Origin of the sequence: Sedimentisphaera salicampi (assembly GCF_002117005.1) — a bacterium.
In the GTDB taxonomy this organism is placed as follows: domain Bacteria; phylum Planctomycetota; class Phycisphaerae; order Sedimentisphaerales; family Sedimentisphaeraceae; genus Sedimentisphaera; species Sedimentisphaera salicampi.
The window spans coordinates 2,850,501-2,875,221 of record NZ_CP021023.1 but is presented as its reverse complement, the minus strand read 5'-3'; the positions used below and the strand labels follow the sequence as shown (position 1 = coordinate 2,875,221).

Annotated in this window: 16 protein-coding genes and 2 tRNA genes; 6 read left to right on the top strand and 12 right to left on the bottom strand. The window is 47.5% G+C overall.

What is annotated here, in order from left to right:
• Nucleotides 1–6: 6 nt before the first annotated feature.
• The 4 genes from STSP1_RS11130 to STSP1_RS11115 all read right to left on the bottom strand — a co-directional run bounded on the left by STSP1_RS11130 (nucleotide 7) and on the right by STSP1_RS11115 (nucleotide 4,606).
• Nucleotides 7–798, bottom strand: a complete 792-nt coding sequence (locus STSP1_RS11130; RefSeq protein WP_085756397.1) for a class I SAM-dependent methyltransferase — start codon at nucleotides 796–798, stop codon at nucleotides 7–9.
• 66 nt (nucleotides 799–864) lie between these two features.
• Nucleotides 865–2,775, bottom strand: coding sequence for an ArnT family glycosyltransferase (locus STSP1_RS11125; protein ID WP_161491717.1), 1,911 nt, complete (start codon nucleotides 2,773–2,775; stop codon nucleotides 865–867).
• 122 nt (nucleotides 2,776–2,897) lie between these two features.
• Entirely contained in the window at nucleotides 2,898–4,202 is a 1,305-nt protein-coding gene (gene ltrA / locus STSP1_RS11120) for a group II intron reverse transcriptase/maturase (RefSeq protein WP_226997484.1), read from the bottom strand.
• A gap of 29 nt (nucleotides 4,203–4,231) precedes the next feature.
• Entirely contained in the window at nucleotides 4,232–4,606 is a 375-nt protein-coding gene (locus STSP1_RS11115; RefSeq protein ID WP_085755847.1) for a hypothetical protein, read from the bottom strand.
• A gap of 514 nt (nucleotides 4,607–5,120) precedes the next feature.
• On the opposite strand from STSP1_RS11115, the gene STSP1_RS11110 reads away from it, so the two are divergent.
• The 4 genes from STSP1_RS11110 (at nucleotide 5,121) to rnhA (ending at nucleotide 11,025) form a co-directional block, all read left to right on the top strand.
• A complete protein-coding gene (locus STSP1_RS11110; protein WP_085756394.1) occupies nucleotides 5,121–5,741 on the top strand; it encodes a PEP-CTERM sorting domain-containing protein in 621 nt (206 codons plus the stop codon).
• 257 nt (nucleotides 5,742–5,998) lie between these two features.
• Nucleotides 5,999–9,103: a beta-galactosidase, LacZ type gene (gene lacZ / locus STSP1_RS11105; protein WP_123807043.1), complete on the top strand. Its 3,105-nt coding sequence runs from the start codon at nucleotides 5,999–6,001 to the stop codon at nucleotides 9,101–9,103.
• A 201-nt stretch (nucleotides 9,104–9,304) separates the two neighbouring features.
• Nucleotides 9,305–10,573, top strand: a complete 1,269-nt coding sequence (gene murA, locus STSP1_RS11100; RefSeq protein WP_085756392.1) for a UDP-N-acetylglucosamine 1-carboxyvinyltransferase — start codon at nucleotides 9,305–9,307, stop codon at nucleotides 10,571–10,573.
• A gap of 2 nt (nucleotides 10,574–10,575) precedes the next feature.
• Nucleotides 10,576–11,025, top strand: a complete 450-nt coding sequence (gene rnhA, locus STSP1_RS11095) for a ribonuclease HI (protein ID WP_085756391.1) — start codon at nucleotides 10,576–10,578, stop codon at nucleotides 11,023–11,025.
• A gap of 280 nt (nucleotides 11,026–11,305) precedes the next feature.
• Here the strand turns inward: rnhA and STSP1_RS11090 are convergent, their stop codons facing one another.
• Nucleotides 11,306–12,163, bottom strand: coding sequence for a type II secretion system protein (locus STSP1_RS11090; protein WP_085756390.1), 858 nt, complete (start codon nucleotides 12,161–12,163; stop codon nucleotides 11,306–11,308).
• Nucleotides 12,164–12,628: 465 nt separating this feature from the next.
• Here STSP1_RS11090 and STSP1_RS11085 point away from each other — a divergent pair, with 465 nt between their 5' ends.
• Nucleotides 12,629–13,600, top strand: coding sequence for an IS30 family transposase (locus STSP1_RS11085; RefSeq protein WP_085756389.1), 972 nt, complete (start codon nucleotides 12,629–12,631; stop codon nucleotides 13,598–13,600).
• Between the two features lie 552 nt (nucleotides 13,601–14,152).
• Here STSP1_RS11085 and STSP1_RS11080 read toward each other — a convergent pair.
• The 4 genes from STSP1_RS11080 to STSP1_RS12410 all read right to left on the bottom strand — a co-directional run bounded on the left by STSP1_RS11080 (nucleotide 14,153) and on the right by STSP1_RS12410 (nucleotide 18,755).
• Nucleotides 14,153–14,225 (bottom strand) — tRNA-Glu (locus tag STSP1_RS11080).
• A 4-nt stretch (nucleotides 14,226–14,229) separates the two neighbouring features.
• Nucleotides 14,230–14,303 (bottom strand) — tRNA-Met (locus STSP1_RS11075).
• A 360-nt stretch (nucleotides 14,304–14,663) separates the two neighbouring features.
• Nucleotides 14,664–17,588: a vitamin B12-dependent ribonucleotide reductase gene (locus STSP1_RS11070; protein WP_085756388.1), complete on the bottom strand. Its 2,925-nt coding sequence runs from the start codon at nucleotides 17,586–17,588 to the stop codon at nucleotides 14,664–14,666.
• 906 nt (nucleotides 17,589–18,494) lie between these two features.
• Nucleotides 18,495–18,755 carry a hypothetical protein gene (locus STSP1_RS12410; RefSeq protein ID WP_123807042.1) on the bottom strand — a complete coding sequence of 87 codons (261 nt, stop codon included), beginning with the start codon at nucleotides 18,753–18,755 and terminating at the stop codon, nucleotides 18,495–18,497.
• 112 nt (nucleotides 18,756–18,867) lie between these two features.
• Here STSP1_RS12410 and STSP1_RS11065 point away from each other — a divergent pair, with 112 nt between their 5' ends.
• Complete coding sequence (locus STSP1_RS11065) at nucleotides 18,868–20,490, top strand: IS1634 family transposase (protein ID WP_085755470.1); 1,623 nt, start codon at nucleotides 18,868–18,870, stop codon at nucleotides 20,488–20,490.
• A 231-nt stretch (nucleotides 20,491–20,721) separates the two neighbouring features.
• On the opposite strand, the gene STSP1_RS11060 is transcribed toward STSP1_RS11065, so the two are convergent.
• The 3 genes from STSP1_RS11060 to STSP1_RS11050 all read right to left on the bottom strand — a co-directional run bounded on the left by STSP1_RS11060 (nucleotide 20,722) and on the right by STSP1_RS11050 (nucleotide 24,712).
• Nucleotides 20,722–20,979, bottom strand: a complete 258-nt coding sequence (locus tag STSP1_RS11060; protein ID WP_085756387.1) for a hypothetical protein — start codon at nucleotides 20,977–20,979, stop codon at nucleotides 20,722–20,724.
• A gap of 278 nt (nucleotides 20,980–21,257) precedes the next feature.
• Complete coding sequence (locus STSP1_RS11055) at nucleotides 21,258–22,433, bottom strand: Rid family hydrolase (protein WP_085756386.1); 1,176 nt, start codon at nucleotides 22,431–22,433, stop codon at nucleotides 21,258–21,260.
• Between the two features lie 20 nt (nucleotides 22,434–22,453).
• Nucleotides 22,454–24,712 (bottom strand): hypothetical protein, encoded by a 2,259-nt coding sequence (locus STSP1_RS11050; protein ID WP_085756385.1) that lies wholly within the window; start codon nucleotides 24,710–24,712, stop codon nucleotides 22,454–22,456.
• Between the last annotated feature and the right edge of the window lie 9 nt (nucleotides 24,713–24,721).

The following is a 24,721-nucleotide window of genomic DNA, read 5'->3' as shown; positions in this document are numbered from 1 at the left end:
ATAGGATTAAGGAATCTCACCTAAATCAGTAACGTTTTCTTCACCGAGGCGGGTTTTCTGTGCGAATATAAAGAGCCCCTTATAGCCGGCGTGGTTTGTGTATCGCGAATAGAAATGCCGGCAGCCGGCTTCTCTTAAGTCTGCTGCTACTGAGTTTAACGGATAATTATTAAGCTGCATCATCGGGGCGTTCCAGGGCTTTCTTCTAAGAAGATTCAAGATTTTTTTAACCCCCGGGATATTTACCCGCAGCCAGTAAGAGACACGTTTCACGCAGGAGAGTTCATTGGCATATAGAACCTGCAGGGCTATAACTCCGCCGTCCTCGAGCTTATCGAGCAATTGGCCTATTATCTTTCGCCCCTCACTTGCGGGGATATGCTGGAATACGTAAAGCGAATGTACAAAATCGAATCTGCCAGGAATATTCGAAATATCGCTGCCGGTCTGCATAAGCTTTAGATTATCCGCCCCGCGAAGGGCCTTATTATTCTCAGCCTCCTTGAGCATATTCTCGGAAATATCCGCCGCCACAACTTCTTCGGCAATCTCTGAAAACGGTATTGAAGTTCTGCCCACTCCGCAGCCGAAATCCAGAATCCGCTTCGGCGCAAAATCTTTCACTAAATGGTCTCTGATTACAGCAAGCAGTCTTTCAGTGTACTGCTTTGCCTCAATGAAAAAATCATCTTTAACCTCATCGCTGAGGTTCTCATTCCTGTACTTGTAGTTTGTTGTAACTGAGTAATAAGCCTCTTTAACAGCCAACTTTTCCCAGTCGATTTTAACGTTTTTCATAAAATCCCCAAAGCCGAATAATTACTTATGCCCTTTTAAGAGGTAAAAAGCAAATTACCGCAAAATTTACTCTCTCCTGAAAACAACCATCTGCCCGAAACGTTTGCTTCGTGGGCCTGCTTTTGTGAATTGATAGCCGTCTTTATCTACGATTTGATAGTTTTCTCTTATATATTCTCTCAGCTCAGCGAACGCCTTAAACCGCTCAGCCTCTTCGGGCTCTATTCTCTCTGCCAGGATGTTTGAATAAGCTTTTTCGTAGCCTTGAACCGCCCTTTCGTTTGCAGGGAGGAAGCCGTTAGGGGTGGAAGGCCAGAATTCCAGCGGCGGGCGGTCGTGCGGGAAGTGCCTCTTGCGGGAATCCACTATATATTTGGGCTTGTGCTTTTCAAACTGGCGGATGAAATTCTCAGCCATCTTTTCAAGAGTTGAGGGGGGCAGTGTGTGCATATCGCTCTGGAAGGCCTTTTTGCATACTGAAAGCCTCTGGGCCTTGACATAAATCCCGGGATACCAGCCCCAAACGTAGGTGCGCTGGTCTGGGGAGGTGTTGTTTTTTATAAACAGCCCGACAATCTCCCAAGGTGCAATCCTGCCTTGGCGGTGCATACTTGCCTGCTCGATTCGCTGTACATATCCTTTTCGTTTAACGCCTTCGCCGTAGGATTTGCCGCTGTATGGGCTTTTGCTTATCCCTGCAAATATCGGCGAGCAGAATATCCAGAAGAGAACTGCCGAGAAAGCAAAGCCGCCGAGAGTAAACCGCATTCCTTTGCTTCTGCACCAGCCGAAGAGGCGATAAAGCACATATGCCCCAGCGAAAGCTCCGGAGGCAGTCAGCGGTATGTAATACTGCTCATAGGGGCGCGTGCTCACCCAAACAAGAGCCATATCCAGAACCCACCAGAAAACAAGCAGAACGGTAACCCTATCGGGGAGTGTGAGACGGATTTTGCTCTTTTTTGCAAGCCACGTCCTGAGAAACCGGATTTTTGCCAAAATCAGCGCCGCTATCGCCAAGCCGACAGGCAGGATAAGCAGGCGGTAGTATCGCAGCACAACGGGGGCATGTTCACTGTAGCTCCGGGCCTTTCTGGTTCGCTCTACATAGCTGCCGGCAGATTCCTCTTTTTTCTCAGAATCAGCCTTCTTCTGCGTCTCTCCTGAATGCTTCTGATTCTCCGGCACAGGGCTGTCTTTAGAGCTGAAATCCGGCATAACTCGAACTAATGCTGATTTATACGGCGTGCTGATTTGTGCGCCGGAGGCATTTATCCATATCCATACCGGGCCTGCAAATATCAGAAACCCCGCCAGCAGAAGCCCCGCCTTTATCAAAAGCTCCTTGAATGTTTTCCATTTGAAAATCAGACTGCACGCGAAAAACACTGCTAATGCCCCAATCGCCGAGAAGCCTGTAATCTTGAAAAGAGGAGCCCATGCAAGAAAGCCCCCTGCCAATACTGCAAAAATTCGTTTATCTGTTTTCAGATGAAGGACAAACAGGGCAATTCCAGCGAGCATAAAGGCCGTCATAAACTGCTCTTTTACGTTGCCGTATTTTGCTATAAGCGGGGCTGAGAGGAAAAAGGCGGCAGCGAAGGCGGAAAAGAATGCCGGCAAAACGCCGAAAACTCGCCTGATGCTGTAATACATTAACCCGAGGCCGATAAGCTGAAAGAAACCCTGCACTATCTTAGGGCCTAAATCATTGAAGCCGAAAAGCTTTACCCCCAGCATATTCATAAGCAGCGTACCCACCTGAGCGCTTGGGTCTTCTTCAACGCCGATCTGAGCCCCTTCAAGGATGTGCTTCGCTGAATACACGTTTGAACCGCTGTCAAATGGCCCGGGGATATTGAATTCGCAGTATTTACCGAGAATAAACGGTATAAGAATAATGATAATAAAAACTATATCCCTCAGCGGGATGGCCATAAATTTATCTATACTTTTCAGATTTTGTCGAGTAGACATAATATAGTTCCTTTCATCCATAAACTTAATTTTTTCATTTATTAAATGTGAGGAAACGTCAATGCCCCTCACAGAACCGGACTTGTGGATTTCCCACATCCGGCTCTTCGGTTTAACTCACTTTACACTTGCCGATTGTAAAAGCTATGCACTATTTCGGGTTTTGGCAAAGGATAGTGTTCAAGGTAATTACTAAACCGTTCCCAACTCATCTTTCGCTTTTGGCTACGCCTGTTCAGCCATTTCCGTACCATCCTTATCGTGAGTTTGTAAAAACTCCTGATACCGGCGTAGTTCTCACTTACGCCGTAATACTGATAATGGCCTCGCAGTTTGGCAACAAGAACTTTCCACCAGTCTTTAGTCTTGACGTGGTTTCGTATCGCCTTGAGCCAGTCATTCATCTCCCTGCACTTGGCAGAGAATTTCTTTCCGCTTGTCTTACGCCCGAGCTTAAATTTGCCTCGGCGTGAGATGTCGCAGTAATGCGTAAATCCTAAAAAGTCAAACGTGTTAGGCTTTCGGCTCTCTTTTACGGCGTTTTCCTTCTCAAAGCGACCAAATGTTATCCGGCGGCTCTTTGTAGGATGTATTTCCAATCCGTATTTATTGAACCTATTCTTCAACGCCTGCTCAATGCGTTCGGCATCGTCTGCGTAGCGAACTACGCATACAAAATCATCCGCATATCTCACAAGCTCACAGTAACCGGTCGTATGGCTTTTAACCGTAGCCTCAAACCACTCGTCCAGTACATAGTGCAGGAATATATTCGCCAGTATCGGGCTTAGAATACTTCCTTGCGGAGTACCCTTTTGCGATACTATTAGTTGACCATCGTCAACATAACCGGCTTTGAGAAACTTACCAATCAGCCCTAATAATGCCGTGTCATTTATCCTTATTCGAATAAACTCCAGCAGCTTATCGTGGTCAACATTATCGAAGAAGCCTTTAATATCGGCTTCGACAATATGGTTTACCGGCTGGTATGTTATCAGGTCGTTAAGTGTCTTTAACGCCTGATGACAGTTCCTGTTCGGGCGAAAACCGTAAGAACAATCCAGAAAATCCTGCTCATATATGCAGTTTAGTATGCGGGCAATCCCGCTTTCTACTATCTTGCTTTCTATCGCAGATATACCCAGTGGACGGGTTTCTTTATCGTCCTTGGGTATATATACCCGCCTTGCCGGTTTAGGCTTATACTTTTTACGTTTGAGCCTATCGACAAGCCGCCGGAGATTTTCATCCAGATTTATACCATATTCCTGCCAGCTTACATTGTCAATTCCTACCGCCTTATTCCGGTTAAGGTTCTGGTAGCAATCCCGAAGGTATTCTTCATCAAGTAGATGAGCAAGGCTCGTAAACTTGAATCCTCGTTCCCTTCGGGCGCGAGCGGATATGAGAAGCAACTTCTCCAAAGTTTTTCCAATCTCAGGGTATTGCATTGTTAAAATTCACCTCTCTGCGTTAAACCGCTAACCCCTTCGAGTAAGCTTATAGCCCCACAGGGCATTACCCCTGCTACACCTCTACTATGGGTTAGTCCGACTACCGAAACGCCATACCGCCTCATCACTTTTTCGGCTATTTGGCGGCTTCCTTTCGGAACGCTTCGGTTCTCCCAAGTTCCAATATGTACAGTTTGTTTGCCCGCTGCGGACTTAGACCCCGCCACGTCGATTACGCACTCACCTTTAACGTGCGCATCGATACTGGTTTCCAAGAAATGAAACCCTTGACCCAGTGAAATAAGGATTATTTCGGGGCTCGATACCTTCACTTGCGTTACGGCTGACAAACTGCCCTTACCGAAGCTTCGCATTACTCGTTACCTCGCAATACGTCCGGTTCAGTCCCGGGCTGGTGGTTAGCCTTTACCCGTGCCGGATTGTCCGGCTTGCACATATTAGCTTTGCTTGGCGCACTCATTATTCACCATAAATATTATTGATTGATTTACAGAAATCTTAATTCATTATCGTTAATTGAATGGAAATTTAAAGCATTTGAAAATACAAGTTTTAAAGCGGGGGAAATTATTACTAATCAAACGGCATTATTAAAAGCTGCGGTACTGAATGGCAGAAAACACAGCTGCTATCGCAAAAACAGCAATTTTACTTGAAATATGTGTTAGTATAAAAAAAATTTATATAACTTACAAACAGTCTTAGCCATAAACTACTAATAAATAAGAATTTACACTGACCTTCTGTTTTTAACACACCCACTATCATAAAATCTGTTTGTTTTTGGTGTTTGTTTTTATTAGGATGCATTTAGTTAGAAATATATCACGAAATTGCTTATGAGTTATTATATAGAAAGGGAAACTTATGAGAAAATGTATTATGTTAATGGCTGTGTTGGCCATTGCCGGTTTAGCGAGTGCTTTTGCGGTTTCCTACACTGAAGTTATTAACGATGGTGTAGACGCAGGCCTACAGCCAGGCCAGGATATCGATAAAATATCCATGGGAGAAGATGCGTTTAATTATTATTTCAAAATGGAAATGGTTGGTGCTATGAGTCTTACCGGCAATAATTTTGCTGGATACAACGGGCTATACTTTGACCTGGACCAAAACGCGGGAACTGGCTTTGACGGCAACGCCTACGACTATTTCCACAGCAGCCTTGACGGGTTTGAATTAGTAGCAGATGCTCACTTCGGCGGAACTGTAAGCCTCAGCAACACCGTTAATCACTATCATACTCTAACCAAGCCGAACGGGCTGTTTGCTGGCAGCAACATAACATGGGACGGTTCTTATACTATCGAATACAAGATAGCAAAAGGATTTTTTACCGGCGATTTCTGCCTCGCAGGAGCAACTGTAGAGGAAGGTTCAGAACCTGAAAACTATGACACTACCAGTTCATACTGTGTACCTGAACCGGCCACTATGGCATTATTAGGAGCCTTCGGATTCGTTTTAAGAAAACGCAAAAGCTAATTAATTGACAGATTAGTAAACAGCTCACAAAAGCCTTAATCTTGCCGATTGAGGCTTTTTTTTGGTTTAAATTCAGTTCTCAAAAAACACTTAAATTTAAGCTCCGCTTAAAAATTTATTTAAATCGTAAAAAAATTGACCGGCGGGGATATATACTTAGAATTTTTAACTGCATAAAAGAAACCGTAACTTTATCAAGGGAGCTTAAAGTGCTTAAACAAAAAACAGCAACACTTTTTCTATTAGGAGCAATCGCTTTGTGTTTTGGTCAGGACCGTCCGGAATGGGACAATCCGGAAATTATTCAGGTAAACACGGTTGAGCCGCACTGCTCGATGAGAGTTTACGACTCGTTCAAGGCCGCTAAAGAAGGCGGGGAATCCAGCCTCCGCAAAAGCCTCAGCGGCAAGTGGAAATTTCACATCACAGACAAACCCTCCGAAGCCCCGAAAGACTGCTTCGGCGCTGATTATGATGATTCAGGCTGGGATGATATAAGCGTTCCCTCGTGCTGGCAGATGGAGGGCTTCGATTTCCCTATCTACTCGAATGCAAAATACCCCTTCAAGAAGGATAAATTCCGCGCTCCCAGAGATTTCAACCCAGTTGGCACATACCGCAGGGAATTCACTCTCCCGGAAGGCTGGGATGAAAGAAAAGTTTATATTCATTTTGAAGGCGTTGAATCTGCGTTTTATCTTTACGTAAACGGGAAACAGGTTGGATACAGCCAAGGCAGCAGAACGCCGGCAGAATTCGATATATCCTCTTTCGCCAAAGATGGCAAAAATTCGATAGCCGTGCAGGTTTACCGCTGGTCGGACGGGTCTTATCTGGAAGATCAGGATTTCTGGCGTCTGAGCGGTATTTATCGCGATGTTTATCTCTACAGCACAGAGTCTGTTCACATTCGTGATTTCACTGTCCGCACCGATCTGGACAAAAACTACGAGGATGCAAAGCTCGAGCTTGCAGCAGAGGTTACAAATAGCGGGAGCAAGGAAAGAGAGCTTCGAGTCAGCGTTGATTTATTCGATGCCGATGGCAAATCGGTTACCTACCCAACTTCAAGAGACGCGGAAGTAAAGAAAAGTGAAACGGTGAGCTTTGATATCAGCGTAAACAGCCCTGAGAAATGGTCTGCCGAGAATCCATACCTTTACAAGCTCGTAATCTCTCTTCTGGACGAAAAAGGCAGAACAGTTGAGGCGATTCCTTGGCATATCGGCTTTAGAGAAATAGAAATCAGGGACAGCCGAATTCTTGTTAACGGCAAGCCGGTAATCTTCAAGGGCGTAAATCGTCATGAACACAACGCCGAACGAGGCCATACCATCACAACCGATGATATGCTAAAGGATATATTCACAATGAAGCGTTTCAACGTGAATGCCGTAAGAACATCGCATTACCCGAATATGCCGGAATGGTATAAGCTTTGCGATAAATATGGGCTTTATGTTATGGATGAGGCAAACATAGAAAGCCACGGCTTCGGCGTTGGTATGGACAGCAAGATAGCAAAGAATCCGGATTTCGATCAAGCCCATTTCGACCGCGTTGAGAGAATGGTAAAACGGGATAAAAACCACGCAAGCATATTCTCTTGGTCTATGGGAAATGAATTCGGCGAAGGACCCGGAATCATCAAAGCCGCCAACTGGGCACGCAAATACGACCCTACCCGGCCAATTCACTGCGAAAGCTCTTCAGCTCACGGTACAGGACAGGCGGCGGATATAAACAGCAGGATGTATGCAAGGCCTTGGGATCTTGAACGTATTGCTCAAAGCACGCCGGAAAAGCCTTTCCTTCTTTGCGAATATTCGCACGCTATGGGCAACAGCAACGGAACTCTGAAAGAATACTGGGCTAAGTTCTACAAAAACAACCGAGTTCAGGGCGGGTTCGTTTGGGACTGGATGGACCAGGGACTCACTCAGCCCGTACCCGAGGAATACCGCAACAGCTCCGGACTTGAAGAATTCTACGCATACGGCGGCTGGTGGGAAGATGAGCGGGACGTACATACGAACCGCGATTTCTGCATGAACGGACTTGTAGATTCAGGCTGCGAACCTAAGCCCGGGCTTCATCACCTGAAATACTGGCAGCAGAATGTTAAAGTTGAACCGGTGAATACAGCGGAAGGCGAGTTCAGCGTGAAAAACCGCTTCTACTTTACAAACCTCAATGAGATATATCAGGGCCAGTGGTCTCTTACAATCAACGGCGAGGAGCTTGCTGCAGGAGAGTTTGATATTGACATCCCTGCCCAGCAGACAAAGGAAATAAGCCTGAAAGTACCTAATATTGAACCGGACTACGGCAAGGAATATTTTGTAAATGTGGGTTTTGTGCTCAAGGAAGATAAACCCTACGCTCCCGCAGGCACAGAAATGGCTCTCGAGCAGTTCAGGCTGGATGAATACCTCAAACCTGAAACAATAGATTCAGGAGAATTCCCCGAGCTCAAATATCAAACCAAGGGTGATACAATACTTGTGGGCAACGAAGATTTCTTCCTTAAAATCAGCCAGAAAACAGGGCTTATTGAAGATTACACTTACGGAAGTCTCAAGCTCCTTGAACAAGGGCCGAGGCCATACTTCTGGCGTGCGCCTACAAACAACGACAGAGGCGCAGGCCTGCAGAACAAACTGAAAAAATGGAAAGACGCCGGCAAGAGCTTCAAGGCTGAAGAAGTTCGGGAAAATTTAAGCAGCAACGTTATGCAGATTGTCGTAAACGGAAAAATTGAGAAGGTGGAAGCAGACTGCAACATCCGCTACCAGATCTACGGCAGCGGAGATATAGCCGTTGATATAAAATACACCCCGCAAAACGAAAAAGGCAAGCTTATGTTCAGATTTGGAACGAGAATGGAAGCAGCCAAAGGGCTCGAGAGATTTTCTTGGTTCGGACGCGGCCCAGAGCCGAGCTACCCGGGCAAAACCGCTCAGCCTATCGGTCTTTTCTACTCCAAAGTAAGTGAGGAATGGGTGGAATACGCCCGACCTCAGGAAAACGGCAATAAGACAGCCGTACGCTGGGCAGCTCTTACTAACGAAGAGGGCTCAGGGATAATGTTCGCTGCAGGCGAAGATCTGCTGAGTGTAAACGCAAAACACTTCACCGACGAAGAGATGCAGAGCAATGAATACACCTTCCAGATGCAAGAGGCTGAGAATATTATTGTAAATGTTGACAGCAAACAGCTCGGTGTTGGCGGTATGAACAGCTGGGGAGCGATGCCGGCAGAGCCCTATAAACTCTACAACAAACCAAGGAGCTTCAGCTACCGGATATCACCGGTAGAAGGGGCTCAATTCGAACAAACCTACAACTACAGACTCGATTAAGCCTCGAGCCGAAAAAAAACTTGTTGAGGGCGCAGCTGAAAAGCGGCGCCCTTTTTTATTGAACAAATCTGAAGCCAATAAAAAAATGAGATATATTTTCAGAAAACTTTTATTAAAACGCAAAAATAGATTTGAACAGCCGGCTTAAATTTTGTAAAATACTTTTAAAGGATTTAATCTTTATACGAAAGGATTTGTATAATGGATGTTTTTAAGGTTCACGGCGGAACCTCTCTTTCAGGAAAGATTCGTGTAAGCGGGTCTAAAAACTCAGCTCTTCCACTAATGTCAGCCTCGCTTCTGGCTTCGGGGACTACAACAATCAAAGATGTTCCTGTGCTTTCGGATGTTTTGTTTATGCAGAAGCTCCTCGGCGAGATTGGAGCAGAATGCAGCAGAAACGAGCCGCATACTCTCAGCATTGATGCCGCCCGCATATACAAGCCCTACGGCGACTACGAGATAGTGCGAAAGATGAGGGCGAGCATTTGCGTCCTCGGGCCGCTTCTCGCCCGCTGCGGACGTGCTGAGGTTTCAATGCCCGGAGGCTGCTCTATCGGCACAAGGCCGGTTGACCTGCATATCAGAGGGCTCAGAGAGCTTGGAGCTGACATACGCATATCCAAAGGATACATCATCGCAAAAGCATCCAAAGGGCTTAAGGGCAAAAAGATATTCCTCGGAGGACCATTCGGCTCAAGCGTGCTGGCAACAGCAAATGTTATGATGGCTGCAACACTTGCAGAAGGGGAAACGATAATCGAATCCGCAGCTTGCGAACCGGAAGTGGTGGATCTTGCGAACTTTCTGAAAACGATGGGGGCAAGGATCTACAACGCAGGCTCGCCGGAGATGCGAATTGAAGGAGTGCCTGAGCTTCGGCCTACGAACTACCGCGTTATACCGGACAGGATAGAGGCGGGTACGTATATGGTAGCAGCGGGGATTACAGGAGGAGAGCTCGAGATAGACAACTGCCGGCTCGACCATCTCGGAGCAGTGAGCGACGCACTTGAGAAGATGGGGATGGTAATCGAAAAAACAACTGAAGGCTGCAGAATTAGCTCAGGGAAAGTGATAAGGCCGGTTGATATTACAACCCAGCCTTACCCGGGCTTCCCAACAGACCTTCAGGCACAGTTTATGGCGATGCTTTCAATAGCTCAGGGCAACAGCGTGGTTACAGAAAAAATCTTCCCGGACAGATTTATGCACGTACCGGAGATGACAAGAATGGGAGCCCTGCTCCGAAAAGAGGGGCAATGCACGATAGTTAATGGTGTGCCCGGGCTAACATCCGCTCCGATTATGGCATCTGATCTCAGGGCAAGCGCTGCTCTTGTTTTGGCTGGACTCGCTGCTGAAGGCGAAACTACCATAAACCGCGTTTATCATATCGACAGAGGGTATGAGAAAATAGAGGAAAAGCTTAACAAAGTGGGTGCGGAAATCGTAAGGGAAAGCGCTTAAATATGGATGAAGTGATTATCTATAGTGATGGGGGATGCAGTCCTAATCCCGGCCCGGGAGGCTGGGGGGCGGTTCTTATTTCTTCAAAAAAACCGGACAAAACCAAAGAACTCTGCGGCGGAGAAAAAGACACCACAAACAACCGTATGGAGCTCACAGCCGCTATCAAGGCTCTGGAAGCCCTCAAACGCCCGTGCAAAGTGCATTTCCACACAGATTCGCAGTATCTGCAGAAGGCGTTCGTAAACGGCTGGCTCGAGAAATGGCAGAAAAAGGGCTGGAAAACCGCCGGCAAGAAGCCCGTGAAGAATAAAGACCTCTGGGTAAAGCTGCTTGAACTTACACAGACGCATGATGTACACTGGACATGGGTCCGCGGCCACTGCGGAGTTGAGTACAACGAACTCTGCGACAGACTTGCTGCAAAGGGCAGGGAAAAACTGAACGGTTGAACTTGCCCCCGGAAACTGGACAGCAGTTTGCGGCAGGATTTAAGACCTAGCGTATCGGGCGGTAATTCGTGAAGACAAACACTGGATGCAAAAAAATTACGAGAGCTTTATGATACTTGGATCTTATTTTATGAGGTTCAGGTAAATCTTAAACGTATTCACTGCTCTTTTAAAAAGATTGTTGTTATCCACCTGCCTCCGTTTTATTCCAAAGCATAAAAACAGCCGCCTGAATCGCTAAAACTCAGACGGCTTATTGTCAACTGAAAAAGTTAATATTTTAGTTTGTAGTGTCTTCAATCCATTCTGGCCAGTCAATTTCATTGTCCTCTTCTGAGTAGCGGCCGTGCAGATCGAATCTTCTGTGCCATTTCTGGTGGTAGAGATCTTTAATGCTTAACTTGTTTACAGACCCATCCATAAACAAGAGATTCGTTCCCTTCGGATGCCTTCTTACTGTAAAGTGAGCCATTTCATAGCCAACATTAAAGTTATACACCTCTTGCGGAGCCTGACTGCCGTTGTAAGGCGTTGGCTGGATTGCGGTTTCGCCCGCTTCATAGTGAGGCCCGCCGCCACGCCATACAGCATCTGCAAAAAGCGGCACCATATTGGCACGTGATACTCTTGTTATATTACGCCAGTAATACTTTTGCTCTCTGCCTTGATATACCTCTGGAGGTGCTCCAGGCGGTTCGTCAAACGCCCAGCAGTTCATACCGTAGCTGGCATATTCCTGCACTTCGAGATCCTCTTCCTCATCCACATTGGTGTTGCCCATCCAGTATGCCTCGTCTAAATCTCCATAAGCGCCGTCTTCATTTGGAGTCTCGGCTTCAGGACATCTGAGGATATCAGTATTTGTTTCCCATTCATGGCGAAGCGGAATGATCCATGCGCCTCGAGGCCAATTGATATTGTATCTCTGCCGCATATCATATGCGCTTGGGAAATCGCCGCCGTATTTGCCTGTATAGACATTCCAGATAACGCCCCACTGCTTAAGACGAGTCTGGCAGACCGTGGACTTGGCCTGTTTTCTTGCTTTGCCGAGAGCCGGCATAAGAACCGCCATCAACAGAGCAATTATAGAAATCACGACGAGCAATTCGATAAGTGTAAAAGCCTTCTTTTTCATAACTTTTTCCTAATTAATAAAACCTTTCTTCAGGCCGCATTGATTGACAGCCTTATACTTAAAAACGAAAATTTTTACTTAAATTAAGACAGAACAAACCTGCCTCTATTGTATAAATGCCTCAAATTTAAGATTTTTACAAAAATTCTTAAAAAAAACAAACAAACTTGAATTTTAATTTGAAGCGCAACGCTTTGCTAATTTAATCAGCCCGCCTGAGGCGGGCAGGAGTTTATCGCTTTAGGCAAACCTGGGAATTAAATAGGCAAGGCGGTTTTTAGGCCGCCTTTTCCCAAGTTTGACAGTTGCAGCGCTCGGGTTGCTCTCCAGCAGAGCCCTATCCCCTGCATCAGCGATTTAATTATAACAGCAGAGCAAGCATAGAAAAGTAAAAAAAAGAGTGCCCATTACGGGTGTTTCCGATAGAATGTTTTTTACGAAAAATACTCTATTTAAGGAACCGCAATGGGCTACAAACATCTTAACATCAACGAAAGAGAATGCATACTAAAAATGCAGGCAAAAGGAAAAAATTTATCTCAGATTGCCGAATATCTCGGCAGAAACAAGGGCACGATAAGTCGAGAATTGAGTCGCAATGTCTCTTCAACCGGGGATTACAAACCACACCTTGCCTCTCGATATTATAACAAACGCAGAACCGCATCCAAACAGCCTTATCGCTTGGAGCAGAACGGCCGATTGTGCCGGCTTGTAATCAATAAACTTGAGCAATATCACTCGCCCGAGCAGATAGCCGCTCGCCTTAAAATTGATTATCCCTACGAGCAGGAAATGCGCGTAAGTCATTTAACTATATATAGTTGGATAAAGAGAGATAAAGCTGCTGGCGGCGATTATTATAAGTATTTGAGGCAAGGGCATCGTAAAAGGAGAAAGAAACACGGCAGCAGCGACAAACGTGGCCGGATACCGGAGAGAGCTCCGATCAGTGAACGTCCGGCTGTTGTTGATAAACGCAGCCGCATTGGCGACTGGGAAGGTGATACCGTAAGTGGCAAGGGGCACGGTTCGTTTGTTGCCACCCATGTAGAGCGGAAAACCCGCTACCTGCTGGTCGGTAAAATGGATGACAAGAGTGCAGCCAGTATGAACGTTACTACCAAGAGAATATTCAGGAAAATTCCTAAGTTCAAACGAAAGACGCTAACGGTTGATAACGGCAAGGAATTTGGCGGATTTAAGGAGATGGAAAGAATGGTCGGTCTATGCTGCTGCTTTGCTGATCCGTACAGCTCATATCAGCGTGGTACGAACGAAAATACCAACGGACTGCTGCGTCAGTTTTTTCCAAAAGGTACTGATTTTAAGAAAGTAAGCAAAGCAGAAATTGACAAAGCAGTCTCCTTAATCAATAATAGACCAAGGAAATGCTTAAACTATCGGACGCCCAATGAGGTACTCTGGAGCGGATAAAAATGTTGCGCTTCAGATTTTATTCTAAGCAAATTATATAAAAGGTTTCTTTGCCAGACCGCTGCAGCCGAAAGCTGGGAAGCAGTTCAAGGCGGAATGGATTCTTGTCAGAGCAGGGGTATATCAAAAAAGATTTCAGGCATACCGGAAACCTACGCAGTCAATCCGAAGCTTTAACTTTCTCCCACACTTCCCGCGAATACCCGAAGAGTGTGGGAAACTTTTAAAGTAAACCCCAAGGAAGACTTGAAAACAATTCCCTAAAGTTTCCGAATTAGGGGAATTAAAGGAAATTCTTCAGGGTAAAAACCGCAGGAAGAGAAGGAATTAGACATTATGCCCAGCTCACGGAAGCAGACCTCAGAGAGTCAGCCAAATTATCAGTCTTGAAGCCGGCTGAAAAGGCGGTGCAAAAAAGTCTGCACAAATCCGCTGTAAGCAGTTGTAAGGAAATGCAGGAAGGCAGGGCAAGCAGTGATGTAAACCCTTGTGATTGCAAGAGTTTGCAAAAGAAAAGCCCTTCCTTGCATAACCAGATAAAGAAGGGCTTATTACCCCCTAGGAGAATCGAACTCCTGTTTCCGGGATGAGAACCCGACGTCCTGGGCCACTAGACGAAGGGGGCATAATAGCGATGGGTGGAATTGAACCACCGACCTTAGGTTTATGAATCCTACGCTCTAACCATCTGAGCTACATCGCCTCAGGAAAAGAATTGAGAATTCTACAAAAAATCCGGCCGAGTTCAAGTGCAATTTAAATAAAATTCCCGCTCTGCTGCGGAGCAACGCCATAGAAGGACAGTCGCAGAGGAAATATATAATCCACAGATTACACAGATTACACAGATTGCACAGAGGTTTTCTTTGACAGGATTTACAGCCCCGAACCGCTTTGACTGCGGGGCAAGGATCTACAGGATTTTTGAATATGAGAGGCAGCCGCTAATCTGCGTTGATTTTTCGCTGATGATTATACTTCTTGCAATCCGCCGCTTGCCGCAAAAAAGAAGGGGCGTCCGTGCCCCGAACGCCCCAGAGAGATTGTCTTCTCTATTCAGTCTTTATGAACATCCCATAGAGTTTCCGCAGTTGTGGCATCTGTAGCAGGTTCCGTTTCTCACCGTGATAGACCCGCATATATCGCAGGCTGGTGCGTCGTCCTGGAAGTGGTCGAACTGTTTGTTGAACTGCCCTATAATGCTCAGCTTCTCTGCCGCCCCGTCAGTAGAGCTGGTTTCTGTAACAGAAAATGCGGGCTGCCGAGCGGTTTTCTCAGATGTTTTCGGATTCTCTCTGCCGGCCTGAGTGCTGCCGGCGCTGGGCTTTTTTTCCTGATTCTCCTCCGGCTGCTCAGTAAACGGCTTTGACAGGTCGATCGTACTGCTGCTTTTCTTGTGCGGCGTATTCTTTTCGGCGTATCCCGGGAGGAACTGGCATCCCAGCCAGCAGAAAATGTAGTCTATAAGGCTCTTTGCGAACGGCATATCCTTGTTTGACGTCATACCGGCCGGCTCAAATCTTGCGTGGCGGAATTTATCCACCAGCGTAACCAGCGGCACCCCATACTGCAGAGCCATCGATGTGCACGTTCCTATCACATCCATCAGCCCGCCTACGGTGCTGCCTTCCTTGGCCATCGTTATAAACAGCTCGCCGGGCTGGCCGTCGTCGTAGAGTCCAACGGTGAGATAGCCCTCGTGCCCTGCCACGCTGAATTTGTGCGTTATGCTGCACCGAGTTTCGGGGAGCCTTCTGCGGTAGGGCTTTTTCACAAGCACTTCCTTGACCTTCGTTTCTTCCTGCTTCTCTTCCTGCAGTCCAGTGTTGAGCGGCTGAGTGCGTTTAGACCCGTCCCTGTACACGGCAACCGCCTTGAGCCCCATCTTCCAGCCTTCGGTGTATGCCTGCATAATGTCCTCGTTGGAGCTTTCATTCGGCATATTGATGGTTTTGCTGATTGCCCCAGAGAGGAACGGCTGAGCGGCTGCCATCATCTTCAGATGCGCCTCCCACGGTATGCTCCTCTTCCCCTTTCGGGCTTTGAATGCGCAGTCGAAAACGGGCAGGTGCTCTTTCTTCAGTATTTCAGAGGTTTCGATGGTATCGTCTCTGTCGATTTCTTCTTTTATCTTCTCAATCTGCTCTTCGCTGTATCCAAGCTCATTGAGCGCCATAGGCACGGTTTGATTAACGTATTTGATCATCCCCCCGCCTGCGAGCATCTTGTATTTCACAAGGGCAATATCCGGCTCGATTCCCGTTGTGTCGCAGTCCATCATAAACCCGATCGTGCCCGTTGGGGCGAGAACGGTGGTCTGTGCGTTCCGGTAGCCGAATTTCGTGCCCATATCGTATGCCCTGTCCCAGGCGTTTTTTGCCTCTTCCACCAGATACCTCGGGCAGAGCGTTTCCTTCAGCTGGTATGCCTTGTCTCTGTGCATACCGATAACGTTCAGCATAGGCTCCCTGTTTGGCTCGTAGCCTTCGAATGCGCCTTTCTGCACGGCAAGCTCTGCGCTGACCTCGTATGCAGTGCCTGTCATTATCGCAGTGATGGCGCCGGCGAGCTCACGGGCGGGGTCTGAGTCGTACGGATGGGCGAGGCTCATCATCAAACAGCCCAGATTTGCGTATCCAAGCCCGAGCGGGCGGAATTTGTGGCTGTTGTCTGAGATCTTTTTCTCCGGGTAGCTGCCGTTGTCAACGAGGATCTCCTGAGCGATTATGAAGATCTTCACGGCCTTCTTGAAAGACTCCACATCAAAGCTGCCGTCTTCATTGCGGAATTTCATCAGGTTCAGCGACGCGAGGTTGCAGGCCGAATTGTTTACAAACATATACTCGCTGCACGGGTTGGAGGCGTTTATCGGCGCCTCGTTCGGGCAGGTGTGCCATTTGTTGATTGTGCTGTGGTACTGAAGTCCCGGGTCGCCGCACACCCTCGTGCCCTCGCAGATCTCGTTCATAAGCTCACGTGCGCTGTAAGTGTCGAGCTGTTCGCCTGAAGTAACCGCTTTGGTCGTCCATGTGCTGTCGGATTCGGCGGCCTTCATAAACTCATCGCTTACGCGTACCGAGAGATTGGCATTCTGGAACATAACGCTGCCGTAGGCCTCGCCGTTGAAATCGCCGGAATAGCCCTGCTCTATGAGTGCCCAGGCCTTCTTCTCCTCGCGGAGCTTGGCGTTGATGAAATCCTTGATGTCTGGATGGTCAACCATAAGAGACTGCATCTTTGCAGCGCGCCTTGTTTTTCCGCCGGACTTGATAACACCTGCAATCTGATCGAACACCTTCATAAAGCTAAGCGGCCCAGAAGGCACTCCGCCCCCAGATAGCTTCTCTCGAGAGCTTCTAAGCGTAGAAAGGTCGGTGCCTGTTCCAGAGCCGTGCTTAAACAGCATCGCCTCGCTGTTGGCAAGACGCATAATGTCTTCCATTGTGTCCTCAACGCTCTGGATAAAGCACGCTGAACACTGCGGGTAGGTGTATGTGTCCTCGCAGGGCACTGATTCGCCCTTCTCGGGGTCGTAATGGAAGTTGTGCGCGCTGCCGGCAACGCCGTACTGGTCTTTGAGCCCTAAATTGAACCATACCGGCGAGTTGAACGCTCCGTACTGATTTACGCAGAGATAGGCGAGTTCGTCGTAGAAAACCTCACGCTGCTTTTCGCTTGTGAAATACCCGTCTTTATAGCCGCGGTCCGCTACCGTTCGTGCCACGCGGTGGATAAGCTGCTTGATGGATTTCTCCCTCTGCTCTGTGCCTGCCTCCCCGTAGAAGTATTTGCTTACTACGATTTTAGCTGCAAGCTGGCTCCAGCTCTTCGGGGTTTCAATGTCCTCCTGCTTGAAGATTACATTGCCCTTTTCGTCTGTGATTACTGCCTCTCTGTTTTCCCATTCGATTTGGTCAAAGGGGTGTTTTCCTTCCGTGGAAAAGTATCTCTTAACGCTGATGTTTTTCGGCTGAGCCTTGCCTGCCATGATATAACTCCTTTATTAGTTCTCGAAAATATTAACTCTTTATAATACTATATGTAGTGCTTGTTTCTCCTGTCAGCACAATATAGCGGGCTTATTTACTAATTTAAAGTTTGAGGGCCTGATTTCAAGAAAGAAATTGCTGCAAAAATTTCGCAATCCTGTAAACCTTTTAATGACACGTCTCTACAAAGAAAAATTTTTTAATATTCTTAGAGGCAGGCTGTAGTTAGTGCCCTCTGAGCAAGGCTCATACTATATGTAGTTGCTGGATAGTCCGCCTGCGGCGGAATGCCCGTGGCAAAATCATCAGCGAAAAATTAGTGCTGATTAGCGGCTAAAAATCCCTCCTCTCCGTTTCCTCCGATAACTCTCCGCCACAGGCGGACTGGCTCTGTAAAAATCAATTTAAACATCAGAGCAGGATTATGTATTGCGTTTAAGCGTCCTTCCGGCAGAGAGCTTTCCCTCATTTATGAAAATGTTTTCTCTGATGTAAAAGAGAGTTAAACCGAGCCTGTCCGCCGGAGGCGGAGAGGAATCGGAGCAATCGGAGGAAGAAAATGATATATTTATTTAATAACCTATGTGTGCCTCTGACTCAGTCCGTAAATGCTGCGGCCAGTCTGTGATGAACGTCTGCTGTCCACTTATTTCGCCCCGCCTGCGGCGGGTCTTCATGCGTGGCTCGGTTTAAATATCTCGTTTTGTTAAGTTGCTGCGTATTACTAACGACAATCAGAGCCGTGCGTGGAGTCCGCCGGAGGCGGACGGAGCAAGCGGATAGATTCGTAGCTCGTAGCTCGTGGCAGAGTGGCTGAGCTGCAAGTCCGCCTGCGGCGGATGGCTCGTTGCAAAATCATTAGTGAAAAATCAGTGTTGATTAGCGGTTAGTTTAAATAGGGACAGTTACCCATTTATTAGTTTGGCTTTTGGAAGTGAGTAATCTTTCCCTCCCTTCAGCACAAAAGTATATCCGGAAGGCTCGTCCACATTACTCTTTTCTTTTCTTATTCTTTTATGGTCTAATTTTTGAACCGGTTTCGGTCTAATTTTTAGACCACTGCCGGTACAGTTTTTAGACCGGTCTAATTTTTGAACCGGTCTATTTTTTAGACCACTACTGGTGCAGTTTTCCTGACTTCGGCGGTTGTATTGCGGAAAACTCATCGAAAAGTGCGTTTTGAGGCTGTTACGGGTGGTGTTTTGGGCTGGCTTCCTTGTAGTGCCTAATTTTATTTTTATATTGACATAATATTTTTATTTCGTATAATCTGTGTTTATGTTTATACGAGTAAAAAAATCAAAAAACAGCCCAAAGAGATCTGTTCAGATTGTTGCGAGCTATCGCAACGAGAAGAATCAGCCTCGCCAGCGTATAGTACGTCATATGGGCACTGCCTTCACAGAAGAGGATGTTACCCGTCTCAAAGATCTCGCCGAATTCGAGAAGGCTAAACTTGAGGCGGAGATAACGCCGGCACTTTTCAAGCCTGAGCAGCTTGCAGAGGCTGCTATAGAAGCCCGCAAAAAGATCGATGATGAGCCTATAAACGTAAATCTGAAGGATATTAAGGAGCAGGCACGCATCACCACCGGCATCCATGAGGTGTTCGGAAGCATCTATGACGAGCTCGGATTTAACAATCTTTTTGATAAACGCAAAGAGGCTGCTCGCAGAAACCTTCGCCACATTACCATGGCAAGGCTTGCAAATCCGGTCAGTAAGCGAGGCAGTGTTCAGGATCTATCTAAAGACTTCGGCATCAGTCTCTCTCTTGACAGCGTTTACAGGATGATGGACAACATCACAGATGATATTATCAGCAAGGCTCAAAACCACGCTCACAAGGCTGCTAAAGGGCTTTTAGGCGAAGAGATAAACCTTCTGTTTTACGACTGCACCACCCTCTATTTTGAATCATTTACAGAAGATGAGCTCAAAAAGAACGGCTACAGCAAGGATATGAAGTTCAATCAGCCGCAGGTTGTGCTTGGCCTTCTCTCAACATCAGAGGGGCTTCCAGTTGGTTATGAGGTGTTCCCCGGCAATCAGTATGAAGGGCATACTCTGCACACTGTTATTCCTAAGATCAAAGAGAAATACAACCTCAAGCGTGTTATATTTACCGCAGACAGCGCAATGCTGAGCAAGGCTAATCTGGATTACCTTGAAGAGCAGAAAGTGGAATATATCGTAGCAGCGAGGCTAAAAAGCCTCACTGATCAATGGAAAGCAAAGATTACAGAATCCGTTGCTCCTCTCAGAAGCTTTGATTACGGCAAGAACAGAAGGCTAATTGTTACCTACAGCGACAAGCTCGCCAAAAAGAATAAACACGACAGGGACGAAGCTATAAGAAAACTTCGTGAGAAGCTTGAAAAGAGCAGTAACCCCAAATCCCTTATAAGCAACTACGGCTACAAGAAATTTATGCGAGTTACCGGCGAGGTAAACTGCGAGATAAATGAAGAGAAATATGCTCAGGCAGCGAAATTTGATGGCCTTCACGGCGTTATAACGAATGTTAAGGATATGGATGATTCGGCAGTAGTAGAGCATTACAAGCAGCTCTGGCTAATTGAGGAGTGCTTCAGGATCAGCAAGCACGAGCTGAAGATACGGCCGATATATCACTGGACACCGAAACGAATCAAAGCCCATATACTGATATGCTTTATCGCTCTAACCTGCGCGAGGAATCTGGCATACAGGGTTAGGCTAAGATTCGAGGCGATGTCTGTGGCAAGAATGGTAAATGCGCTAAACCACGTGCAGCTTAGCATCCTCTGGGATAAGAAAAGCGAATGCAAATATGTGCTGCCATCAAAGATTAACGAGGACGCAAGGAAACTCTACAAAACAGTTAATCTGAGCGCAGATACCACACCCTATAAGATGTAACACAGACCCTGAAAAAACTCAAAAAAACAGGGTTGTAGTGCCTGCGCAAAAAATCGAGTCCTTTATTGACAGGCACTTATGAAAATTTACCGCCGAAGTCAGGGGATAGATTCGTAGCTCGTAGCTCGTGGCAGAGTGGCTGAGCTGCAAGTCCGCCTGCGGCGGATGGCTCGTTGCAAAATCATTAGTGAAAAATCAGTGTTGATTAGCGGTTAGTTTAAATAGGGACAGTTACCCATTTATTAGTTTGGCTTTTGGAAGTGAGTAATCTTTCCCTCCCTTCAGCACAAAAGTATATCCGGAAGGCTCGTCCACATTACTCTTTTCTTTTCTTATTCTTTTATGGTCTAATTTTTGAACCGGTTTCGGTCTAATTTTTAGACCACTGCCGGTACAGTTTTTAGACCGGTCTAATTTTTGAACCGGTCTATTTTTTAGACCACTACTGGTGCAGTTTTTAGACCAGTCTGGTTTTTGAACCGGTCTCATTTTTGTACCGGTTTTATATGTGTTAGATTTGCCTCTGCCCGTTCGATTAACTTCCAAGTTTAAATAGGGACAGTTACCTATTTATTGATGCGTGGCGAGTGGCAGAGCTGCAAGTCCGCCTGCGGCGGATGGCAGAGTAGCCTGTGGCAGAGTAGCAAGTAGCAAAATCATTAGTGAAAAATTAGTGCTGATTAGTGGCTCATATATCTCAGCGGGGATTAGCGGCTGAAATATCTCAGCGGCTGTGCGAAGCGGGCTGGGTCATCCAAACTATGGCATCAAAAATCGGGCATATCCGGCTGATCTGCAGGAGTAACGGCAACTCCTTCAATCTCGACAAGCCATCCTGGCCGGCATACCGGAGCAACCACCAGCAGAGACGGAACTCCCGGGAAGCAGCTTTCAATGAGCCTTTCTGCGGGCACGCTGTCGGAGGGGTCGCGCAGGTATGCGGTAATTGCTGCGAGGTTCTGCCTTGAGCTGCCCGCTGCCTTCAGGAGTGCATCGATATTCTCGGCGGTTCTGTCAAACTGTCCTTCAAAATCGCCCGGGTGAACAATCTCGCCTTCTTTATCAATGCTTGCCGTTCCTGAGATAAGCGTATGGATCCTGTCTGCGTAGTTTATTGATGCTGCCCGTTCGAATGTAACGCCGTAGATATGCGTTGGGCTTAAATGTTCAGGGGCTGAGATATACTGCACCTGCCCCTCCGCGAGCTTGTCTATAGCATAGTAATCCAGAAGCACCTTGCAGGCGGGATCAGTCCAAGCCCCCTCAATTCCCGTACTTGCGATGAAGTGGGTGTCTTTGGTTAGGCCTTCCTTCTCGAAGATCTCCCTTCTTGCATCTACGAGCCCTTTATAATTTCCGTCCACGTTCTGAACATAGAACCACGTTCTCACTACATTGTCTTTGAGCGTCATAGAGTTTGCCTCCAGCCTGCCGGCGAGATCATCGAAAACTGCATAAGTCTGCAAATAAGAGCTTTCGGCCTCGGTGCTGCTGAGTGAGGCGCAGAAAAGGTGCTTCTGCTTATCGGGGGTAAAGCTTACGCAGGAACTGCCGAGCTGCTTAGCCGCAGGCGAGCCGTGCTTAACTGCGTGGTACGCCCAGAGGCACACCTTCGCCTCGCCGCAAGGAGGCTGGCAAACCTTTGATACCGCGCACCCAGCCCGGGCTGTATCACTGCTGGAAAAATCGAAACCTTCAAGCAGATCAGCCTGATTCACAAGATCACTGCATAAAAAACGCCTGAACAAAGCGCTTTGATTATCCAGCCCAAGCTCCCTCAGGGCGTCTTTGTAGGCAGCGTGAATCCAGGAGAGCTGCCGGCCTGCAGAGGCATAATTGAGCGGCTGAAAGGTGAGGTGGTATTCTTCAGTGCCGGATTTGTTTTTGAATTTTGAAACAGATATTCTGATGTTACTGCTGAAATCAAAGGTGATATATTCCATATTTCTCTCTTAAACAGTTTCTAAGCTCCCGAAACAACTTCGTATCTTATCGCCGGCAGGCAGCCGAGATTCCAAGTATTCACTTTTCCATCTTTTTTGCGGGGCTTGATTCTGGCCTTTGCCTCAAGGATAATATTGCCCTTATCGCCGGCCTTAATCCCTTCTCTTGCCCTGAACTTTATATCGTAGCCGTTTTTCTTCGGAATGATGTTTGCATAATCGATCGCCTCAGGGCCTTCTTTCTTGGACAGGATAATACTGCCGTATTTGCCCCGCAGGTGGCCGGCGGTTTTAATGCTCACCGTCCCTCCCCTGCCTTCAACAATCTTCACAGGCTCTTTCGATTCAACAGAAACAGGAAACACCCTTCTGCCCTTCCCGCGAAGCTCTGCAAGAAATGCCTCAGCGGGAACGAGATGATGAAGCACAAACGCCTGCGTGGTGTCGTCTGCTGGGGTTACGCTGCGGACAATTTTTCTGCCTCCGGCAGCGGCTTCAGCGATAAACTCAAGCTCTGCGAGCCTTTCCGCAGGCTTGGCGGGAGCGTGGAGAGTTGCGAAAACGCAGTCTTTCCCTTGCGGTATCACGGCGCCTTCAAGCGAATAGCCTGATTTTTCGTTTGAAACGCTTATCTCAATCGCCCCATCGAAACCATCCTTGCGAAGTGCGGAGAATTTGAGCATCTGGTAATCGCCGAGATTGTGTCTTGACGAGGAGCGGTCTGTAAACACCTTGAAATCGGGCATCGGCTCGGAGATCCTCAGGCGGTAGCAGTGCGAGCTGGAGCCCTCGCCCCGGGCATCTGTTATCTCGGCGAAAAGTGTGCCGCTCTGCTTGGCTTTATAGACCAAATACGAATCAGCGAAATGTGTAATCATTCCGGTTCGGGTCTTTTCGCTGTCGTCGTTGAAGGCAAGGATTTTGCCCTCTTTGTTTTTGATCCGCAAAAACGAATCGAGCGGGGAATTGAGCCTCGCTGCCCAAACCTCGAATACGTATGACCTGCCCTTTTCGGCATTGAAAGAGAACGAATCAACATCCCCGCCGGCTGCAATCTTGCCGTTTGCTGTTATCGGAAGCTCAACCGCCTGCGGGCTGTTTTTCGGGGTTTCTTTCTCGACCATCTCGGGCAGCCGGCCAACGCAGTATTTGAACTGATTCGAGATTAAGCCGGCCTTTCTGATGTAATCAGCCTTAACCCCGCACTCGTCGGTGCTATTGAAAGCTGCGCTCTTTGCAGGCAGATTCCAGCCTTCCAGCTTTGCTCGAACCTTCCCGCCCTTCTCGGCCCCGAGCGGGAAAACAGACTGCACAAAAGGGCTCTTATCTATTGAGATCCTGTAAACAAAATCCTCTCTGCCGCGGTAAATCGCATCCCTTATCTCGAGGGTGTATTTACCTGTGCTCGGGACATCAAAGAGGATTACCGGATCCGGCTGATTCCTGAAATCATCACAGAATGCTGCCTCCCTGCCGGCCTGATCTCTCACAGAGACAACCGCCTGAAACCACCCGGGAACAGAATCAGCGAGATAAGGAACGAGCGTTCGTGCCTGAGTTTTTATAACAAGCTTCTCACCCTTGCTCGCATTAAAGTAAAACTTGTCAACATCGCCCGGAGTAATCTGGCCGTTAATCACCGCCGGATGCTGGAGAACATCCCCCTTGCGGGGCTCTCTGGTATTGGGCTCGTATTCCCTGAATTCCTTATTAACGCCCACCATAAAGACCACCGGATTTGTTATCCCGTTTCTGCCCCTCAGGCGAAGCTGGTATCTGCCCGGGGCGGCATCCTCTGAAACCTTGATCTTCGCTATCACCTTCTGGTCTATCTGGTTTGTGCGCTGGAGTCTGTTCAGCCTTACAGCCGCCTCAACGAAGTGCTGGAATTGCTTTTTATTCATCTTTTCGATGCGGTTTATATACCAGTCGCCCTCTTTGCGGCCTTCCTTCTTGAGCATTTCCTTGCGTAGCTTTTGGATATGCTCATCGCTCTTGCCCTTATGCCTTGCCCTTACAAGCGGCATATAAACCCTTCTGCTCCTCGGGCTTCGGTGGTTTGCCTTGTCAACAAACTCCGCCTCAATATCCTCACAGCTCGAGAGCACCTCGTTCACGCTCCAGAGGGCCTGCCCGCCGAAAACTGCGGTAACCGTATCGCCTCTGCACGCACCTGCAGGATAAACATATCCAATCTGCGGGTCTGCAGAAAACCCGCTCAGGCAGATAAGCGAGACGGAAAAAAGCAGACACAATCTGAGCCTCAAAGTTTTATTCATTGAACCGCT